Source organism: Pectobacterium atrosepticum (assembly GCF_000740965.1).
Lineage (GTDB): Bacteria > Pseudomonadota > Gammaproteobacteria > Enterobacterales > Enterobacteriaceae > Pectobacterium > Pectobacterium atrosepticum.
The window spans coordinates 335,080-352,044 of record NZ_CP009125.1 but is presented as its reverse complement, the minus strand read 5'-3'; the positions used below and the strand labels follow the sequence as shown (position 1 = coordinate 352,044).

The window sequence follows — 16,965 nt, the reverse complement described above, 5'->3', positions numbered from 1 at the left end:
CGTGATATCCTCACCCTACCTCCCTTTTTCCACAGTAAATCACGGCCATGCTTGCTAAGTTATTACGTTCAGCGCTATTTGGTGCCCTCGTTGCCGGTATTATTCTGGCCGTACTCCCGTTTGTCGGGTCTGGCACGTCGTTTCTGAAAAGCAATGACAGAAATACTGATGGTTCGCCCGTAAGCTACCATCAGGGCGTCAACCGTGCGACTCCTGCTGTGGTTAACATTTATAATCGGGTTGCCAATACGGAAAAACCCAGTGAAGTCGCTATTCATCCTCTGGGTTCTGGCGTCATCATGAATGAAAAAGGGTATATTTTAACCAATAAGCATGTGATTAATAACGTGCAGCAGATCCAGATAGAGCTATCAGATGGTAGGTTGTACGAAGCCCGCGTAATCGGTTCCGATTCCCTAACCGATCTGTCTGTGCTGCAAATTGATGGCGTTAATCTGCCCGTCATTCCCATGAATCCAGACCGTCTCCCGCACGTCGGCGATGTCGTGATGGCGATCGGCAACCCTTATAATCTGGGGCAAACCGTCACACAGGGCGTCATCAGCGCCACCGGCCGCGTCAGCCTCAGCGCTTACGGCCAGCAAAGAAGCCAGGTAGGACGCCAAAATCTACTGCAAACCGATGCGTCAATTAACCACGGGAACTCCGGCGGTGCGCTGGTCAACACGCTCGGTGAACTGGTCGGTATTAATACCCTCTCTTTTGATAAAAGCAGCAATGGCGAAACGCCGGAAGGTATTAGCTTCGCAATTCCTGTGGCGCTGGCTACCAAGGTGATGGGCAAACTGATTCGCGATGGTCGCGTGGTGCGCGGCTATATTGGCATCAACGGCGTACAGCTCGAAAATTTTGAGAACAGTACGTTAACCAACAATCGTGATGCACAGGGTAGATTGACCGGTATTCTCGTCCAGACTATCGATCCAGGCGGTCCGGCGGATAAAGCGGGTATCCACATCGAAGACGTCATTGTTAGCGTGAACAATAAACCTGCACGCTCGATTATCGAGACCATGGAACAGGTTTCGGAAATACGCCCCGGTACCGTCATTCCTGTCACGATTGAGCGGGCTAATAAGCAAATCACGCTACAAATGACGATTCAGGAATTCCCGACCCAATAGCGGCATGCAAAGTCGGTTGATAAAAGTCACATCGGCGGGCAAACAAGAAACCGGGTGGGAAACCACCCGGCTGACAAACATGATTATGAAGATAAACAGGCGAAGCGCTTACTCGTGCTCTTTAACACGCTCGATGTTCGCACCTAATGCACGCAGCTTATCTTCGATACGGTCATAGCCACGATCGATATGATAAATACGATCCACTGTCGTCACACCTTCCGCGATACAACCGGCTAACACCAGACTGGCCGACGCACGTAAGTCGGTCGCCATCACCTGCGCACCCGACAGCTTATCTACGCCGTGGCAAATCACCGTATTGCTCTCAATCTCCGCCTGTGCGCCCATACGGATAAGCTCAGGCACATGCATGAAGCGGTTTTCAAAAATAGTTTCGGTAATCACACCTGTACCTTCCGCGACCAGATTCAGCAGGCTGAACTGCGCCTGCATATCGGTCGGGAATCCAGGATGCGGCGACGTGCGAAAGGTAACTGCTTTCGGACGCTTACCGTGCATATCCAGGCTAATCCAGTCTTCGCCGACTTCGATATCCGCGCCCGCTTCGCGCAGCTTAGCTAATACCGCATCCAGCGTATCAGGACGGGTATTGCGGCAGATAATCTGACCGCGTGATACCGCAGCCGCAACCAGGAATGTCCCGGTTTCAATACGGTCAGGCACAACGCGATACACGCCGCCGCCCAGACGCGCGACGCCTTCAATAGTGATTTTATCGCTGCCTGCACCGCTGATTTTCGCACCCAGCGTATTCAGAAAGTTTGCCGTATCGACAATCTCCGGCTCACGCGCGGCGTTCTCAATAATCGTGGTGCCTTCCGCCAGCGTTGCCGCACTCATGATGGTTACCGTGGCACCCACACTCACCTTATCCATCACGATATGCGCGCCTTTCAGGCGACCATCAACCGTTGCTTTTACATATCCTTCTTCCAGTACGATCTGCGCGCCGAGCTGCTCAAGGCCGTAAATATGCAAATCTACCGGGCGCGCGCCAATCGCACAGCCGCCGGGCAGCGATACCTGTCCTTGCCCAAACCGTGCCACCAGTGGCCCTAAAGCCCAGATGGAGGCACGCATGGTTTTCACCAAGTCGTACGGCGCGCAAAACACGTTTACATCGCTGGCATCCACGTGGACGGAACCGTTACGCTCAACGCGCGCACCCAACTGACCAAGCAGCTTCATGGTGGTATCAATGTCACGCAGTTTCGGTACGTTCTGAATCTCTACCGGTTCCTCTGCGAGTAACGCAGCAAACAGGATTGGCAACGCAGCATTCTTGGCGCCGGAAATAGTCACTTCCCCCGCCAAGCGGGTTGGGCCCTGAACACGAAATTTATCCATAGTCTTTGTATCTCGATGTCTTAATTCAATATGTCGTCACACTGATACTGGCAGTTTATCCCCACTCGTACAGGGAATACTTAGAAGCCGTTCAGTTTACGGTCGCGTTGCCACTCTTCCGGCGTATAAGCCTTGATCGACAATGCATGAATACGGTTATCCGCGATGTACTCCATCAGCGGCGCATAAACAGCCTGCTGTTTTTTTACTCGGCTCATTCCAGCAAAAAGTCCGCCCACCGCGATGACTTGAAAATGGCTGCCATCACCAGAAACATGGGCTTCTTCCAGTGCTAATGTGTTCATCAGCACATCTTTAATTTCGTTATTTTCCATCGCTCTCGATTTCTATGTCAGGGGGAGATGATTTACAGGGAGGTATCTTAGATGAATATGGCGCTATCTTAAACAAAGAATGCGCCCCTTCAGACGATGCCTAAAGGGGCGAATCCGGCAACCAGCATTGCCGTTTAAGACACAGGAATGATTTCATTCAGGTTATAGAGCGCAATGAGCGTTTTTAGCCGATCGCTGGCACCGACAATCGCTATCTCACCGCCTGAAGACGGTTGCTGATAAACGTGCATCAGCAATGCCAACCCAGCAGAATCAACACGGTTTAATCCAGACACATCCAGCGTGGTTTTACCCGCCAGCAACGATTCACGCTGCTGCCAGAACGGTAACAGCGTTTCCCGATCGAGATCGCCCGTTAATGCCAGCGTTGATTCCTGCACCTGCCAGTTCAATGCGTTCGCCATGTTCGTACCCAAATTACTTTTTCTGATCCAACGTGATGGTCTGTTTCGCCGAGGATTCCAGCTGTTGAGTCAGACCATCAACGCCTTTCTGACGCAATATTGACGCCCACTCGTTCTGCTTAGTGGTGATCATACTGACGCCTTCGGCAATCATGTCGTACGCCTGCCAGTTACCGGTTTTACTGTTCTTACGCCATTGGAAATCCAGACGAACCGGAGGACGGCCGCCGTTATCTACGATAGTGACGCGAATGGAAACGATATCGGCATTGCCCAGCGGCTGTTCAGGCGCGATTTGATAGTTCTGCCCGTTATACATCGCCAGAGCCTGGCCGTAAGCCTGCTCCAGATAGGCTTCAAACGCTTTGAAATAGGCATCACGCTGGGCTGGCGTCGAATCTTTGTAGTAACGACCCAGAACCAGCGCACCGGCGTATCTCACCTGAACATACGGCAGCAACTCTTCACGTACGACGGTACGCAAATAGTCAGGGCTTTGCTTGATTTTTGGCTGCTCGCTCTTCAAACGGTTAAAAGTTTTTTCCGCCGCTTCATTCATTAAACGATAGGGGTTCGTTTGATCCGCCGCGTTGGCTAATGGCGCGACCACCAGTAAAGCCACCATCAGTAAACGTTTAAACATGCAGATATCCTCTTATGGATGTGAAGGAACAGATTCGTTGTTGTGCTCAGGCATAGCCGCAGGATCGGCACCAGGTTCCGTACCCGATTGACCCGCATTATCCTCGCTATTGCCACCGCTCTTATATAGGAATTGACCGATGAGGTCTTCAAGCACCATGGCTGACTTGGTGTCCTGAATCACACCACTGTCTTTCAGAATCGTCGTGCCCATATCCTCATCTTCAAACCCCATGTTCAGTGCCAGATACTGTTCTCCCAGCAAGCCAGAGGTTCGAATAGCCAGAGAACTGGTATCGGGAATATGATCATAGCGCTGCTGAATATCCATCGCCACGCGCGGTAAGTAGGTTTTCTCGTCCAGCGAGATATCCGCCACGCGGCCAATGACCACGCCGCCAATTCGAATCGGAGAACGCGCTTTCAACCCGCCAATGTTGTCAAATGTCGCGTACAGGCGGTACGTTGGCTCATTGCCGATCGACTTGAGATCGGCCACTTTCAGACATAAAAAGAGGATGGCAGCCAGCGCGATCAGCATAAACACACCAACCCAGACTTCAGTTTTCTTTGTTTGCATCGACTCAGTTCCCAAACATCAGTGCTGTCAGCACAAAATCCAATCCCAGTACCGCTAACGACGAGTGCACGACGGTTCGGGTCGTTGCACGGCTAATCCCCTCAGACGTCGGGATCGCGTCATAGCCGTTAAACAGTGCAATCCAGGTCACGGTAATCGCAAATACGATACTTTTAATCACGCAGTTCAACACATCCTGACGCCAGTCAACCGCGCCCTGCATGGCAGACCAGAAGAACCCGCTGTCGATACCTTTCCAGTCCACACCGACCAGCGCACCTCCCCAGATCCCCACAGCGACAAAAATCACCGCCAGCAGAGGCATGCTGATTAACCCCGCCCAGAAGCGCGGCGCGACAACGCGGCGCAGCGGGTCAACCGCCATCATCTCCATGCTGGAAAGCTGCTCAGTTGCCTTCATCAAACCGATTTCCGCCGTCAACGCGGAACCGGCACGCCCAGCGAACAGCAGTGCCGTCACCACCGGACCAAGCTCACGTAGCAGCGACAGCGCCACCATCATGCCCAAACTGGCCTCGGCACTGTAAGTCGTCAGGATGATATAACCCTGTAACCCCAGCACCATGCCGATGAACAGACCGGAAACGATGATGATCAGCAACGACTGCACGCCAACGCTGTAAAGTTGTTTCACCAACAGCGGCCACTGTTTTCTAAATTCGGGTTTACCCACCAGCGCATTAAACAGCATCAGCCCAGCGCGCCCAAACGAGGCACTGGCGGAGATTCCCTGACGTCCTAGCGACGCCAACGTCCGTAATAACATGACTGCGTTAACCCCCTGAGCCTAGCAGCGACGTTTTATAGTCACCTGCAGGAAAACGGAAAGGCACTGGCCCGTCGGCGATACCATCAAGAAACTGACGAACCTGCGGGTCATCGTTCGCCCTCAGTTGATCCGCTGTTCCTTCCGCTATCACCCGTTTGTCGGCCACAATATAGGCGTAATCGGCGATGCTCATCACCTCCGGTACATCGTGAGAAACGACAACGCAGGTCACGCCCAATGCATGGTTTAACTCATCAATGAGCTTGACCAGAGTCCCCAGCGTGATCGGATCTTGCCCGACAAAAGGCTCATCAAACATAATCAGCTGCGGGTCGAGCGCAATGGCTCTCGCCAGCGCCGCACGCCGCGCCATGCCGCCGGAAAGTTCTGCCGGCATCAGTTCGGCGGCTCCACGTAACCCCACAGCTTCCAACTTCATCATAACGATGCTACGCAGCAGCGATTCCGGCAGTTGGGTATGTTCACGCAGCGGCCAGGCGACATTATCAAACACGTTCAAATCGGTGAATAACGCGCCAGACTGAAACAACATGCTCATTTTCTTGCGCGCGTTATACAGTTCGCTGCGTGACAGCGCGGGGATATTCTCGCCATCAAACCAAATTTCACCGCTATCCGGCGATAGTTGCCCGCCGATCAGACGCAGCAACGTAGTTTTACCGATACCGGAAGGCCCCATGATCGCAGTGACCTTGCCTTTAGGAACATTCAGCGTGATGTCCGTAAAAATCTCTCGCTCTCCGCGCCGAAAGCTAAGACCACGGATCTCGACCAGATTAGTTGCCTCATGGTTCATTATTTCCATTCCTTACCAATCAGTACGCTTATAGAGGTCTTTCATTCCAGCCTAACGGCTGGCTTTAATCAGAGTAAGAGTTTTACAAAAACTTACCGCAAGTTCTTGTCCAAAATGGCGGCATAAACCGTTATCTGGTTTTACTTATCGCGACAGGTTTTACTTTTTCGCCCAGCACCGTCAGAATTAGCACTCATCACAGAAAAACGCTTTTTGTGCGAAATTCGTCCAGAAATACTGACTTATTCGACACCAAGCTGGTGATTATACACTAAATAATTCGAGTTGCAGGAAGGCGGCGGCGCAGTGAGTCTCCAGAAACTTACCCCAGTAAGTGGCTAGGGTGAGCAAGTATCGCCAATATACATGCAGCTTGAAGTATGACGGGTATATATCCTATTAAAGGACGCTGCATGCTTTTTGCAACACTACTCTTGTTCGTTGGCTTGCTATTACTGGTCTACGGTGCCGATCGTCTTGTCTATGGCGCCGCCGTACTTGCGCGTTCTCTCGGCTTACCTCCTTTCGTCATCGGTATCACCATTGTCGGCTTCGGCACCTCACTACCTGAACTGATTGTTTCTGTTACCGCCGCCTTAAACGATCAGAACGATATGGCCGTCGGTAATGTTCTCGGCTCCAATATCACCAATATTTTGCTCATTATCGGCTGCGCTGCGCTCATTCGCCCACTCACGGTACATTCGGCCATACTGCGCCGGGAATTGCCGCTCATGTTGTCCGTCACTTTATTGTGTGGCGTTTTACTGCATGATAGCTACCTGAGCCGCGCCGACGGCATGATGCTGCTCTTTGCCGCCATTCTATGTCTGGTGTTGATACTTCGCATGGCACAACAGGCACAGCGGGAAGGTGGTGATAGCCTGACTCGCGAACAGTTGGCGGAACTCCCGCAGGACGACAGCAATCAGATGGTTGCCGTGCTGTGGCTGATTCTCGGCATGATTATTTTACCCATGGCGGCCCGTATGGTGGTGGATAACGCCACCGTTATTGCACGCTACTTCGATGTCAGCGAATTGACTATCGGGCTGACGATATTGGCGATTGGCACCAGTCTGCCTGAGCTCGCTACCGCTATCGTAGGAACGTTGAAGAAAGAAGATGATATCGCGCTGGGTAACCTGATTGGCTCAAACATTTTTAATATCGCGATTGTTCTGGGCGTACCCGCGCTGCTCTCGCCGGGCGCACTAAATCCTCAGATTTTTCAGCGCGACTATTGGGTCATGCTGGCGGCAAGCGTGCTGTTAACCGCACTCTGCCTCAGTAAAAAACGCCGTATAGGACAGGGCGCAGGCGCATTATTATGCTGCGCGTTTATCGCCTACCTTACGGTGTTGTTCCGTTTTTCATCATAATCAGGACTATTGGTATGTCACAGTTTGAACAAGATGCTCATCTAAAACAGCAGTCTGACCGTGCACTATCCGATCACGAACTGCAAGCCGATCACACGCGACAGAAGACTCATGAACTACCAGCACACTTCGATTTCCAGCAGGCGGGCAAGCAGGTACTGAGTATCGAACGCGATGGCCTTGCGCAATTAGATCAGTACATTGACGACAATTTTACCCTCGCCTGCAAAAATATCTTTCACTGCAAGGGCAAAGTGGTGGTGATGGGGATGGGCAAATCTGGCCATATCGGTTGCAAGATTGCCGCAACCTTCGCCAGCACCGGTACCCCCGCTTTTTTTGTTCATCCGGGCGAAGCCAGCCACGGCGACCTCGGCATGGTAACCCCGCACGATATCGTGATCGCCATTTCTAATTCTGGCGAATCGCATGAAATCCTCTCGCTAATTCCCGTTCTGAAACGCCAGAAAGTGTTCCTGATCTGCATGACTAGCGCACCAGAAAGTACGATGGGTAAAGCGGCGGATATTCACCTGTGCGTTCACGTCCCACAGGAGGCCTGCCCGCTCGGTCTGGCCCCCACCACCAGCACCACTGCGACGCTGGTCATGGGCGACGCGCTGGCCGTAGCCTTGCTACAGGCACGCGGCTTTACCGCCGAAGATTTCGCCCTTTCTCACCCCGGTGGCGCACTCGGCCGCAAACTTTTACTGCGCGTCAGCGATATCATGCATTCGGGCGACGAGATCCCCCATGTCCCACATGATGCCTCGCTGCGTGATGCGCTGGTGGAAATTACGCGCAAAAATCTGGGTATGACGGTAATCTGCGAGGCGGATATGAAAATTCAGGGCATCTTCACTGATGGTGACCTGCGCCGCATCTTCGACATGAATATAGACTTGAACAGCGCGCGCATTGCTGATGTGATGACCGCAGGCGGCATCCGGGTCGCACCGCAAACGCTGGCGGTGGATGCACTCAACCTAATGCAGTCGCGCCACATCACCTCGGTGCTGGTGGCAGAAAACGATCGTCTGGTCGGTATTGTCCACATGCACGATATGTTGCGGGCTGGCGTGGTTTAAAAAGAAAGGATAATTGTGAATGAGTGAAACCAGGGCGCAAACCGATACCTGTTATGGACCTGTCGATCAGCAGGTACTGGATAAAGCCCGTGAAGTTCGCCTGTTAATCTGCGACGTTGACGGCGTGATGTCCGATGGTCTGATTTACATGGGTAACCACGGCGAAGAGCTGAAAGCCTTTAACGTCCGTGACGGCTATGGCATTCGCTGCTTGCTGACATCTGGCATTGAGGTTGCCATTATTACTGGGCGTTCCGCGAAATTGCTGGAAGATCGCTGTAAAACGCTGGGCATTAACCATCTTTATCAGGGGCAATCGGATAAGGTTTTGGCCTTCAACGATCTGTTAGATAAACTGTCAGTAACAGCAAATCAGGTCGCGTATATCGGCGACGACATGATCGACTGGCCTGTGATGGCACAGGTCGGACTGAGCGTTGCTGTGACAGATGCACACCCGCTGCTGTTACCGCGCGCAGATTATGTCACCCGCATTGCGGGAGGACGTGGCGCAGTACGTGAGCTATGTGATTTGATTCTGTTCTCGCAGGACAAGCTGGAGCATGCCAAAGGGTTGTCAATATGAGTAAAACCAAGCGTTGGCTGACCGCTTTTCTGGCACTATTGGTGCTTATCCTCATCGGCTGGAATATTGCTGATGACGACACGGTAGTGGCTCCAGATGCAAACGATCCCGCCGTGCCGGTCTATACCAGTGAAAAGACTAACACACAGGTATATAGCCCTGCGGGTAAGCTGAGCTACAGGCTGATTTCAGAAAAAGCAGAGTATTTCAACGACGAGCAGTTGAGTTGGTTTACGACCCCTGTTGCCACGCTGTTCAACGAACAGGGCACGGCAACCTGGTCAGTACGCGCCGATCGCGCCAAGCTGACAAAAGACAAGATGCTCTATCTGTACGGTCACGTCGAGGTGAATAGCCTAACGAAAGACGCGCAGCTTCAGCGTATCACAACGAATAATGCCCAGGTGAATCTGGTCACGCAGGACGTCTCTTCCGATGATGAAGTCACCCTGTACGGCACCAGCTTTACCTCAAGCGGAATGAAAATGCGCGGAAATCTGCGTAACAAAACGGCCGAGTTGATCGAAAAGGTAAAAACCTCTTATGAAATCCAAAACCAATAACCTGATGCGTAACACCCTGATCGCCAGCTCGCTGTTCGCCGTCAGCATTTCCACCTTTGCCGTCACGGGCGATAGCAACCAACCTATTCACATTGATTCAGCACAGCAATCTCTGGACATGCAGGGCAACACGGTGACGTTCACCGGCAATGTTGTCGTTAAGCAAGGGACGATTGAAGTGAAAGCCGACAAGGTCGTCGTGACGCGCCCACAGGGCGGGCAAGGCAGTGAAGTGGTAGAAGGTTACGGTAACCCTGTGACGTTCTATCAGATGCAGGACAACGGCAAACCGGTAAAAGGTCACGCACAGAAAATCCGCTACGAGCTGGCCACCGACTTTCTGGTGCTGACAGGCAATGCCTATCTGGAACAACAGGACAGCAATGTAAAAGGCGATCGCATCACCTATCTGGTGAAACAACAGCAGATGGAAGCGACCAGCGACAAAGGAAAACGCGTGACGACGGTGTTAGTCCCTTCTCAGCTTCAGGATAAAGAGAACAAGAGTCAGCCTTCTCGTTCTCAACAACCGCAACCACGGGTCACTGAATAAGTTATGGCAACATTAACCGCAGAAAATTTGGCCAAGGCGTACAAAGGCCGTAAGGTCGTGGAAAACGTCAGCCTCACCGTCAATTCCGGTGAAATCGTCGGCCTGCTTGGGCCGAACGGGGCCGGTAAAACGACCACGTTCTACATGGTCGTCGGCATCGTCCCACGTGATGAAGGGCGCATCGTCATTGATGACGATGACATCAGCCTGCTCCCCCTGCACGAACGCGCCCTACGCGGCATTGGCTATCTGCCGCAGGAAGCCTCTATTTTCCGTCGCTTAAGCGTCTATGACAACCTGATGGCGGTGTTACAGATCCGTAAAGATTTGACGACCGAGCAACAGGAAGATCGTGCTAATGAACTAATGGAAGAATTCCATATTATTCATTTGCGCGATAGTCTGGGACAATCGCTGTCCGGTGGGGAAAGACGCCGCGTAGAGATTGCGCGGGCGCTGGCAGCGAATCCCAAATTCATCCTGCTGGATGAACCGTTTGCGGGCGTAGACCCGATCTCCGTACTGGATATTAAAAAAATCATTGAGCATCTGCGTGACAGCGGACTTGGCGTGTTGATTACCGATCATAACGTCCGCGAAACGCTTGATGTCTGTGAACGAGCCTATATCGTGAGTCAGGGCAACCTAATCGCCCACGGTTCACCGACCGAAATTTTGGCCGATGAACAGGTGAAACGCGTCTATCTGGGCGAAGGCTTCCGACTCTGATAGGGTAATATTTTCTCTTTGCAGTACTTATGGGACGTTAGCGCGATTTATGAAGCAAGGTTTGCAACTCAGGCTTAGCCAGCAACTGGCCATGACCCCACAGCTCCAACAGGCCATCCGCCTGTTGCAACTGTCCACGCTTGAATTGCAACAGGAGATTCAACTGGCGCTAGAAAGCAATCCGTTGCTCGAACAAACGGATCAGCACGACGAAATCGAGTCATTTGAAAAGGCAGATAGCGATTCACTGGATACCGGTGAAGCCCTTGAGCAAAGGGACATGCCGGAAGAATTGCCGCTCGATGCCACCTGGGATGAGATCTACTCCGCAGGCACGCCGTCGGGCACTGGCTCTGACTATCGCGATGAAGAACTCCCTATTTATCAAGGCGAAACCACGCAAACGCTTCAGGATTACCTGATGTGGCAGGTTGAGCTGACGCCATTTTCAGACACCGACGCGGCCATTGCGACTTCTATCGTCGATGCGGTAGACAATACAGGCTACCTGACCGTGCCGCTGGGGGACATCCTCGACAGCATCGGTGACGACGACGTGACGCTGGAAGAAGTCGAAGCCGTACTTAAACGCGTGCAACGCTTCGATCCCGTTGGCGTCGCCGCCCGCGATCTGCGTGATTGTCTGCTGGTACAGCTTTCCCAATTTGACGACAGCACACCGCGTCTGGCCGAAGCTCGCCTGATCGTCAGCGATCATCTCGATCTATTAGCCAACCATGATTTCCGCAGCCTGATCCGCGTTACCCGTCTGAAAGAAGAGGTGCTGAAAGAAGCGCTAGCGCTGATCCAATCGCTCGATCCACGTCCTGGGCAGTCGATCAACACCGGTGAATCCGAATACGTGATTCCTGACGTGCTGGTGCGCAAAGTTCAGGGAATCTGGGCCGTTGAACTGAATACCGATAGCGTTCCCCGATTGCAGATTAACCAGCAATATGCTGCTCTGGGCAACAGCGTACGTAACGACAGCGACGGGCAATTTATCCGCAGCAACCTGCAAGAAGCGCGCTGGCTCATCAAGAGCCTAGAAAGCCGCAATGACACGTTGCTGAAAGTGACCCGCTGTATCGTCGAGCAACAGAAGGATTTCTTCGATCAGGGTGAAGAATTCATGAAGCCCATGGTACTGGCAGACATCGCGCAGGCGGTGGATATGCATGAATCCACTATTTCACGCGTGACGACACAGAAGTTCCTGCACAGTCCGCGCGGCATTTTTGAGCTAAAATATTTCTTCTCCAGCCACGTAAATACCGATAGCGGTGGAGAAGCCTCGTCAACGGCAATTCGCGCGTTGGTGAAGAAGCTTATTGCAGCGGAAAACCCCGTGAAGCCACTAAGCGATAGCAAGCTTACGGCACTGCTCTCCGATCAGGGCATCATCGTGGCGCGCCGTACCGTTGCAAAATACCGAGAGTCTTTATCTATCCCACCATCAAATCAGCGTAAACAACTGATTTGATCTCAACAGAGAAGGAAGACACTATGCAGCTCAACATTACCGGACACCACATCGAGATCACTGAACCACTGCGTGATTTTGTGAATGGCAAATTTGCCAAATTAGAGCAGTATTTTGACCGGATTAATCAGGTCAATGTGGTATTGAGAGTGGAAAAAGTTCAGCAAATTGCCGAGGCTACGCTCCATGTTAATGGTGGAGAGCTGCATGCAACCTCTGAAGCGGAAGATATGTACGCCGCGATAGATTTATTGATTGATAAGCTGGCGAGACAGCTCAATAAGCATAAAGATAAACTCAAGCAGCACTAATTTTCTCCTTTGCCGTTTAGCAAAGGAACAAACTCGGCCCATCTAACAGGTGGGTCGGGATCACCAGAAGTGAAAGCGTCGTTAAGTGAAAATAAAATGAGCCACGATTCCGTATTGCAACTCAGCACTGTATTACGTCCTGAGTGCACCAGAAGCACCGTCCACTGCCAGAGTAAGAAACGGGCACTGGAAATTATCAGTGAGCTGGCCGCTAAGCAGCTTAATATTCCTTCGCAGATTATCTTTGATGCCATTCTCACGCGGGAACGTATGGGCAGTACGGGAATCGGCGGCGGCATTGCAATTCCTCACGGTAAGCTGGAAGACGATAATGCGCTGGGCGCCATCGGTGTTTTCATTCAGTTAGAGCAACCAATCGCTTTCGATGCCATTGATAATCAGGCCGTTGATCTGCTTTTTGCCTTGCTGGTTCCAGCGGAACAATGTAAAACCCATTTGCACACCCTGTCGCTTGTTGCCAAGCGACTGGCGGATAAAACGGTTTGCCGACGCCTGCGTGCGGCGCAAAGCGATGAAGAGCTGTACCAGATTATGACGGAAGCGGATTAAACCGGATAATCGCCATACTCACGATGACGGGCAATTCGCTGTAGAGTCAGAGAATGCTTGCAATCCTTGCGCTAAGCCGTCATTTTTTTAGCTCTACATCACTTTATATAAAATAGCGGCAATGAAAATTCGCCATCACATTGCCAGAGGGGACTCGTCAGATGGTGCTGATGATTGTCAGTGGTCGCTCAGGTTCAGGGAAATCTGTCGCCCTGCGCGCATTAGAAGATATGGGGTTCTACTGCGTAGATAATCTACCAGTGGTGCTATTGCCAGAACTGGCTAATACGCTTGCGGCACGTAACATTTCCGCGGCTGTCAGCATTGACGTGCGCAATATGCCGGAATCGCCGGAAATCTTTGAGCATGCCATGGAGCAACTGCCACCAAGTTTCTCGCCTCAACTACTGTTTCTGGATGCCGATCGCAATACGCTGATTCGTCGCTACAGCGATACCCGTCGCCTGCACCCGCTGTCCAGTAAGAACCTGTCACTGGAAAGCGCGATTGATGAAGAAAGTGATCTGCTGGAACCGCTGCGTTCACGCGCCGATCTGATTATTGACACCTCAGAGATGTCCGTGCACGAACTGGCCGAGATGCTGCGCACACGGCTGCTCGGCAAGCGAGAACGCGAGCTCACGATGGTGTTCGAATCGTTCGGCTTCAAGCATGGTATTCCTATCGATGCCGATTACGTCTTTGACGTGCGCTTCCTGCCAAACCCGCACTGGGATCCGAAACTGCGCCCGATGACTGGTCTGGATAAGCCCGTTGCGTCCTTCCTCGACCGACATACCGAAGTTCACAATTTCATCTACCAGACTCGCAGCTATCTAGAACTGTGGCTGCCGATGCTGGAAACCAATAACCGTAGCTATCTGACCGTCGCCATTGGCTGTACTGGCGGTAAACACCGTTCAGTGTACGTCGCTGAGCAGTTGGCAGACTACTTCCGCTCACGCGGTAAGAACGTACAGTCACGCCACCGTACGCTGGAAAAACGGAAACCTTCGTGATAGTCGGCAAACCAGTACAACAAGGTAACCAATGACAGTCCGGCAAACGGTTGAAATTAAAAACAAGCTGGGTATGCATGCTCGCCCAGCGATGAAGCTGTTCGAGCTGGTGCAGAGCTTTGATGCGGAAGTGATACTGCGCAATGACAGCGGCACCGAAGCGGAAGCCAGTAGCGTGATTGCCATGCTGATGCTGGACTCGGCCAAAGGCCGACTCATCGAAGTAGAAGCCACTGGCCAAGACGAAGAACAGGCGCTTGCTGCCGTCATCGGGCTGTTCGAAGCGGGGTTCGACGAAGACTAGCCATTTCCTTAGCAGGCTATCAACAGGCCTTCGTGACAAGGATCGCTTCACTTTCCCCCCCGAACCTCCTACTATCCCTAATATCATATTTTCTTATACCCCCTGCTCCTCTGGGCGCGGGGGGTTATTTTTATATCATCTGAAAACATCAACTGGAGAGGAGTATGACGAAACCTAACCTGACAATCAGTGAATTGGATGCAGAACGTCTGGATAAGTTATTGGAGCAGCCCGCCTTTGCGGACAGCGATATCGCACAGGCGTTGAATGACGAACTGGATCGGGCAGAAATTCTGCCTTCAGCATCGATTCCCTCACATGTCGTCACCATGAATAGTCGGGTGCGTTTCCGCGATCTGAATACCAATGAAGAGCATATTCGCACGCTGGTTTATCCAGCCGCTGTGAAGGACAGTAAAGAACCGCTGTCGGTGATGGCTCCGCTGGGCGCAGCACTATTGGGAATGCATGTGGGAAGCGCTATCACCTGGCAACTGCCAAACGGTGAAGAAACGCGAATTGAAGTGCTAGAACTACTCTATCAGCCAGAAGCCGCAGGCGAGTACCACCGCTAAGCCGGAGAAATGCTATAGAGTAACAGCCGTCGGACACTGCCGACGGCGACGGTTACTCATGCAAGCCAGGTTTATTCCCCTGCGATTTTCATCTCTGGTAGCAACACGGAACCACACTGGATATTGCTTCGGGTTTCGATATCGTTCCCCACCGTCACAATATTACGCAGCATGTCTTTCAGGTTACCCGCGATCGTAATCTCGCTGACCGGATACTGAATTTCGCCGTTTTCGACCCAGAAACCGGATGCCCCACGGGAATAATCCCCCGTTACACCGCTAACACCTTGTCCCATCAGTTCGGTCACCAACAGGCCTTTGCCCATCTGCTTCAACATACCGTTGAAATCCAAACCTTGTCCGGCAATCCGCCAGTTGTGGATACCACCAGCGTGGCCGGTGCTCTGCATCCCCAGTTTACGCGCGGAATAACTCGTCATCAGCCAAGTCTGCAACACGCCAGCCTTCACAATGTCACGCGCCTGCGTCCGCACACCTTCGCTATCGAACGGCGTAGAAGCCAGCCCTTTCAACAGGTGCGGATGTTCCTCAATCGTCAGCCACTCTGGCAGAATCTGCTGGCCCAGTTTATCCAGCAGGAAAGTGGATTTACGATAAACGCTGCCGCCGCTGATGGCACCAACCAAATGACCAAACAGGCCCGTTGCCACTTCCGCAGAAAACATCACCGGTGCCTGCATGGTTGGCAGTTTACGCGGTGACAGCCGGGATAACGTCCGGCGCGCACACTCTTCGCCCACCCATTCAGGGCTACGCAAATCCTCCAGCGCACGGCCGATGGTGTAAGCATAATCCCGTTCCATATTGCCATTAACTTCGGCAATCACGCAGCTGGACATGGAATGACGGCTGGAGCAGTAGCTTTTCAGCAGGCCGTGGCTATTGCCGAACACCTTAACGCCGTAGTGACTGTTAAAGCTGCCGCCTTCGGTGTTGGTGATACGCTTGTCAGCCTGTAATGCAGCCTGCTCTGCGCGAGCCGCTAACTCAATGCCACGATCCGCATCCAGTTCGGTTGGATGGAACAGATCCAGATCCGGCGCGTCAAACGCCAGAAGATCGCGATCCGCCGGGCCAGCAAAAGGATCGACAGAGGTATAGCGCGCAATATCCAGCGCGGCCTGAACGGTACGCGCTATCGCATCTGGGCTGAGATCGGTAGACGATGCACTGCCTTTACGCTGTTGATGATAAACCGTGATGCCCAAGGCACCATCGCTGTTGAATTCGACATTTTCAACGTCACCATAACGGGTACTGACGCTAATCCCCGTCGTTTTTGACACCGCGACTTCTGCCGCATCAGAACCGGCACTCGCCAGTTCCAGCGCCTGAGCAACCGCGAGTTCCAGCGCTTTACGCTGCTCTGCAACCTGAGTAGTTATCGTCATTGTTCTGCCATAATGAGTGGAAGAAAGCTCACCATCATCATCCCCGCAACAAGCACAAAGGGGAGGTATACTTTAAATACTTCGCGTAGCCAACGCATAGGCAACTTGAAGTATGACGAGCATAAAAATGGTGTAGCATAATGCTTTCTAGTCTAACAGGATCTACGGACAATTTCGCACAAAGCCCAAACCTGTTAGTATCAGCCTCTTTTTTCTGGTGGGCACGCTGTTCACCATCCCGGAGCCGCTACGCGTAGCGTTAAGAATTGCTCCTGGACACTTTTT

21 protein-coding genes are annotated in these 16,965 nt (G+C 52.3%); 13 read left to right on the top strand and 8 right to left on the bottom strand.

Translation table 11 applies throughout. The features are described from left to right. The first annotated feature begins 47 nt into the window (after nucleotides 1–47). A complete protein-coding gene (gene degS / locus GZ59_RS01615; protein WP_011091935.1) occupies nucleotides 48–1,145 on the top strand; it encodes an outer membrane-stress sensor serine endopeptidase DegS in 1,098 nt (365 codons plus the stop codon). A gap of 108 nt (nucleotides 1,146–1,253) precedes the next feature. Here the strand turns inward: degS and murA are convergent, their stop codons facing one another. The 7 genes from murA to mlaF all read right to left on the bottom strand — a co-directional run bounded on the left by murA (nucleotide 1,254) and on the right by mlaF (nucleotide 6,105). Next, on the bottom strand, nucleotides 1,254–2,516 hold the full coding sequence (murA, locus tag GZ59_RS01610; RefSeq protein ID WP_011091934.1) for a UDP-N-acetylglucosamine 1-carboxyvinyltransferase: 1,263 nt from the start codon (nucleotides 2,514–2,516) through the stop codon (nucleotides 1,254–1,256). 80 nt (nucleotides 2,517–2,596) lie between these two features. Further along, a complete protein-coding gene (gene ibaG, locus GZ59_RS01605; protein WP_011091933.1) occupies nucleotides 2,597–2,851 on the bottom strand; it encodes a BolA family iron metabolism protein IbaG in 255 nt (84 codons plus the stop codon). A 134-nt stretch (nucleotides 2,852–2,985) separates the two neighbouring features. After that, complete coding sequence (gene mlaB, locus GZ59_RS01600; protein WP_011091932.1) at nucleotides 2,986–3,276, bottom strand: lipid asymmetry maintenance protein MlaB; 291 nt, start codon at nucleotides 3,274–3,276, stop codon at nucleotides 2,986–2,988. A 13-nt stretch (nucleotides 3,277–3,289) separates the two neighbouring features. Beyond that, entirely contained in the window at nucleotides 3,290–3,919 is a 630-nt protein-coding gene (gene mlaC / locus GZ59_RS01595) for a phospholipid-binding protein MlaC (protein WP_011091931.1), read from the bottom strand. A 12-nt stretch (nucleotides 3,920–3,931) separates the two neighbouring features. Continuing rightward, on the bottom strand, nucleotides 3,932–4,498 hold the full coding sequence (gene mlaD, locus GZ59_RS01590; RefSeq protein ID WP_011091930.1) for an outer membrane lipid asymmetry maintenance protein MlaD: 567 nt from the start codon (nucleotides 4,496–4,498) through the stop codon (nucleotides 3,932–3,934). Between the two features lie 4 nt (nucleotides 4,499–4,502). Then, nucleotides 4,503–5,285: a lipid asymmetry maintenance ABC transporter permease subunit MlaE gene (gene mlaE / locus GZ59_RS01585; protein WP_011091929.1), complete on the bottom strand. Its 783-nt coding sequence runs from the start codon at nucleotides 5,283–5,285 to the stop codon at nucleotides 4,503–4,505. A gap of 7 nt (nucleotides 5,286–5,292) precedes the next feature. Next, complete coding sequence (mlaF, locus tag GZ59_RS01580; protein ID WP_011091928.1) at nucleotides 5,293–6,105, bottom strand: phospholipid ABC transporter ATP-binding protein MlaF; 813 nt, start codon at nucleotides 6,103–6,105, stop codon at nucleotides 5,293–5,295. 413 nt (nucleotides 6,106–6,518) lie between these two features. On the opposite strand from mlaF, the gene GZ59_RS01575 reads away from it, so the two are divergent. The 12 genes from GZ59_RS01575 (at nucleotide 6,519) to rnk (ending at nucleotide 15,268) form a co-directional block, all read left to right on the top strand. Next, the gene (locus GZ59_RS01575) at nucleotides 6,519–7,487 is read left to right on the top strand and encodes a calcium/sodium antiporter (RefSeq protein ID WP_011091927.1); all 969 of its coding nucleotides are present in this window, start codon (nucleotides 6,519–6,521) and stop codon (nucleotides 7,485–7,487) included. A gap of 14 nt (nucleotides 7,488–7,501) precedes the next feature. Beyond that, nucleotides 7,502–8,575, top strand: a complete 1,074-nt coding sequence (kdsD, locus tag GZ59_RS01570) for an arabinose-5-phosphate isomerase KdsD (RefSeq protein ID WP_011091926.1) — start codon at nucleotides 7,502–7,504, stop codon at nucleotides 8,573–8,575. A gap of 19 nt (nucleotides 8,576–8,594) precedes the next feature. Next, nucleotides 8,595–9,161 carry a 3-deoxy-manno-octulosonate-8-phosphatase KdsC gene (gene kdsC / locus GZ59_RS01565; RefSeq protein ID WP_011091925.1) on the top strand — a complete coding sequence of 189 codons (567 nt, stop codon included), beginning with the start codon at nucleotides 8,595–8,597 and terminating at the stop codon, nucleotides 9,159–9,161. Beyond that, on the top strand, nucleotides 9,158–9,724 hold the full coding sequence (gene lptC / locus GZ59_RS01560; protein WP_011091924.1) for an LPS export ABC transporter periplasmic protein LptC: 567 nt from the start codon (nucleotides 9,158–9,160) through the stop codon (nucleotides 9,722–9,724). The genes kdsC and lptC overlap by 4 nt, the downstream gene beginning before the upstream one ends. Then, nucleotides 9,705–10,277, top strand: a complete 573-nt coding sequence (gene lptA, locus GZ59_RS01555) for a lipopolysaccharide ABC transporter substrate-binding protein LptA (protein ID WP_011091923.1) — start codon at nucleotides 9,705–9,707, stop codon at nucleotides 10,275–10,277. The genes lptC and lptA overlap by 20 nt, the downstream gene beginning before the upstream one ends. 3 nt (nucleotides 10,278–10,280) lie before the next feature. After that, entirely contained in the window at nucleotides 10,281–11,006 is a 726-nt protein-coding gene (gene lptB, locus GZ59_RS01550; RefSeq protein WP_011091922.1) for an LPS export ABC transporter ATP-binding protein, read from the top strand. A 49-nt stretch (nucleotides 11,007–11,055) separates the two neighbouring features. Next, entirely contained in the window at nucleotides 11,056–12,489 is a 1,434-nt protein-coding gene (gene rpoN, locus GZ59_RS01545) for an RNA polymerase factor sigma-54 (protein ID WP_011091921.1), read from the top strand. Nucleotides 12,490–12,512: 23 nt separating this feature from the next. Further along, nucleotides 12,513–12,800: a ribosome hibernation promoting factor gene (gene hpf, locus GZ59_RS01540; protein ID WP_011091920.1), complete on the top strand. Its 288-nt coding sequence runs from the start codon at nucleotides 12,513–12,515 to the stop codon at nucleotides 12,798–12,800. A 96-nt stretch (nucleotides 12,801–12,896) separates the two neighbouring features. Next, nucleotides 12,897–13,370, top strand: coding sequence for a PTS IIA-like nitrogen regulatory protein PtsN (gene ptsN, locus GZ59_RS01535; RefSeq protein ID WP_011091919.1), 474 nt, complete (start codon nucleotides 12,897–12,899; stop codon nucleotides 13,368–13,370). A 161-nt stretch (nucleotides 13,371–13,531) separates the two neighbouring features. After that, the gene (gene rapZ / locus GZ59_RS01530; protein ID WP_010296630.1) at nucleotides 13,532–14,389 is read left to right on the top strand and encodes an RNase adapter RapZ; all 858 of its coding nucleotides are present in this window, start codon (nucleotides 13,532–13,534) and stop codon (nucleotides 14,387–14,389) included. A gap of 31 nt (nucleotides 14,390–14,420) precedes the next feature. Beyond that, entirely contained in the window at nucleotides 14,421–14,693 is a 273-nt protein-coding gene (gene npr / locus GZ59_RS01525) for a PTS phosphocarrier protein NPr (RefSeq protein ID WP_011091918.1), read from the top strand. A 164-nt stretch (nucleotides 14,694–14,857) separates the two neighbouring features. Continuing rightward, nucleotides 14,858–15,268 (top strand): nucleoside diphosphate kinase regulator, encoded by a 411-nt coding sequence (gene rnk, locus GZ59_RS01520; protein ID WP_011091917.1) that lies wholly within the window; start codon nucleotides 14,858–14,860, stop codon nucleotides 15,266–15,268. A 71-nt stretch (nucleotides 15,269–15,339) separates the two neighbouring features. Here the strand turns inward: rnk and pmbA are convergent, their stop codons facing one another. Beyond that, complete coding sequence (gene pmbA, locus GZ59_RS01515; RefSeq protein WP_011091916.1) at nucleotides 15,340–16,680, bottom strand: metalloprotease PmbA; 1,341 nt, start codon at nucleotides 16,678–16,680, stop codon at nucleotides 15,340–15,342. Nucleotides 16,681–16,965 lie beyond the last annotated feature (285 nt).

Coding starts and splice junctions, on each gene's coding strand:
- degS (WP_011091935.1), top strand. CDS start 48: ATGCTTGCTAAGTTATTACGTTCAGCGCTATTTGGTGCCCTCGTTGCC.
- murA (WP_011091934.1), bottom strand. CDS start 2,516: ATGGATAAATTTCGTGTTCAGGGCCCAACCCGCTTGGCGGGGGAAGTG.
- ibaG (WP_011091933.1), bottom strand. CDS start 2,851: ATGGAAAATAACGAAATTAAAGATGTGCTGATGAACACATTAGCACTG.
- mlaB (WP_011091932.1), bottom strand. CDS start 3,276: ATGGCGAACGCATTGAACTGGCAGGTGCAGGAATCAACGCTGGCATTA.
- mlaC (WP_011091931.1), bottom strand. CDS start 3,919: ATGTTTAAACGTTTACTGATGGTGGCTTTACTGGTGGTCGCGCCATTA.
- mlaD (WP_011091930.1), bottom strand. CDS start 4,498: ATGCAAACAAAGAAAACTGAAGTCTGGGTTGGTGTGTTTATGCTGATC.
- mlaE (WP_011091929.1), bottom strand. CDS start 5,285: ATGTTATTACGGACGTTGGCGTCGCTAGGACGTCAGGGAATCTCCGCC.
- mlaF (WP_011091928.1), bottom strand. CDS start 6,105: ATGAACCATGAGGCAACTAATCTGGTCGAGATCCGTGGTCTTAGCTTT.
- GZ59_RS01575 (WP_011091927.1), top strand. CDS start 6,519: ATGCTTTTTGCAACACTACTCTTGTTCGTTGGCTTGCTATTACTGGTC.
- kdsD (WP_011091926.1), top strand. CDS start 7,502: ATGTCACAGTTTGAACAAGATGCTCATCTAAAACAGCAGTCTGACCGT.
- kdsC (WP_011091925.1), top strand. CDS start 8,595: ATGAGTGAAACCAGGGCGCAAACCGATACCTGTTATGGACCTGTCGAT.
- lptC (WP_011091924.1), top strand. CDS start 9,158: ATGAGTAAAACCAAGCGTTGGCTGACCGCTTTTCTGGCACTATTGGTG.
- lptA (WP_011091923.1), top strand. CDS start 9,705: ATGAAATCCAAAACCAATAACCTGATGCGTAACACCCTGATCGCCAGC.
- lptB (WP_011091922.1), top strand. CDS start 10,281: ATGGCAACATTAACCGCAGAAAATTTGGCCAAGGCGTACAAAGGCCGT.
- rpoN (WP_011091921.1), top strand. CDS start 11,056: ATGAAGCAAGGTTTGCAACTCAGGCTTAGCCAGCAACTGGCCATGACC.
- hpf (WP_011091920.1), top strand. CDS start 12,513: ATGCAGCTCAACATTACCGGACACCACATCGAGATCACTGAACCACTG.
- ptsN (WP_011091919.1), top strand. CDS start 12,897: ATGAGCCACGATTCCGTATTGCAACTCAGCACTGTATTACGTCCTGAG.
- rapZ (WP_010296630.1), top strand. CDS start 13,532: ATGGTGCTGATGATTGTCAGTGGTCGCTCAGGTTCAGGGAAATCTGTC.
- npr (WP_011091918.1), top strand. CDS start 14,421: ATGACAGTCCGGCAAACGGTTGAAATTAAAAACAAGCTGGGTATGCAT.
- rnk (WP_011091917.1), top strand. CDS start 14,858: ATGACGAAACCTAACCTGACAATCAGTGAATTGGATGCAGAACGTCTG.
- pmbA (WP_011091916.1), bottom strand. CDS start 16,680: ATGACGATAACTACTCAGGTTGCAGAGCAGCGTAAAGCGCTGGAACTC.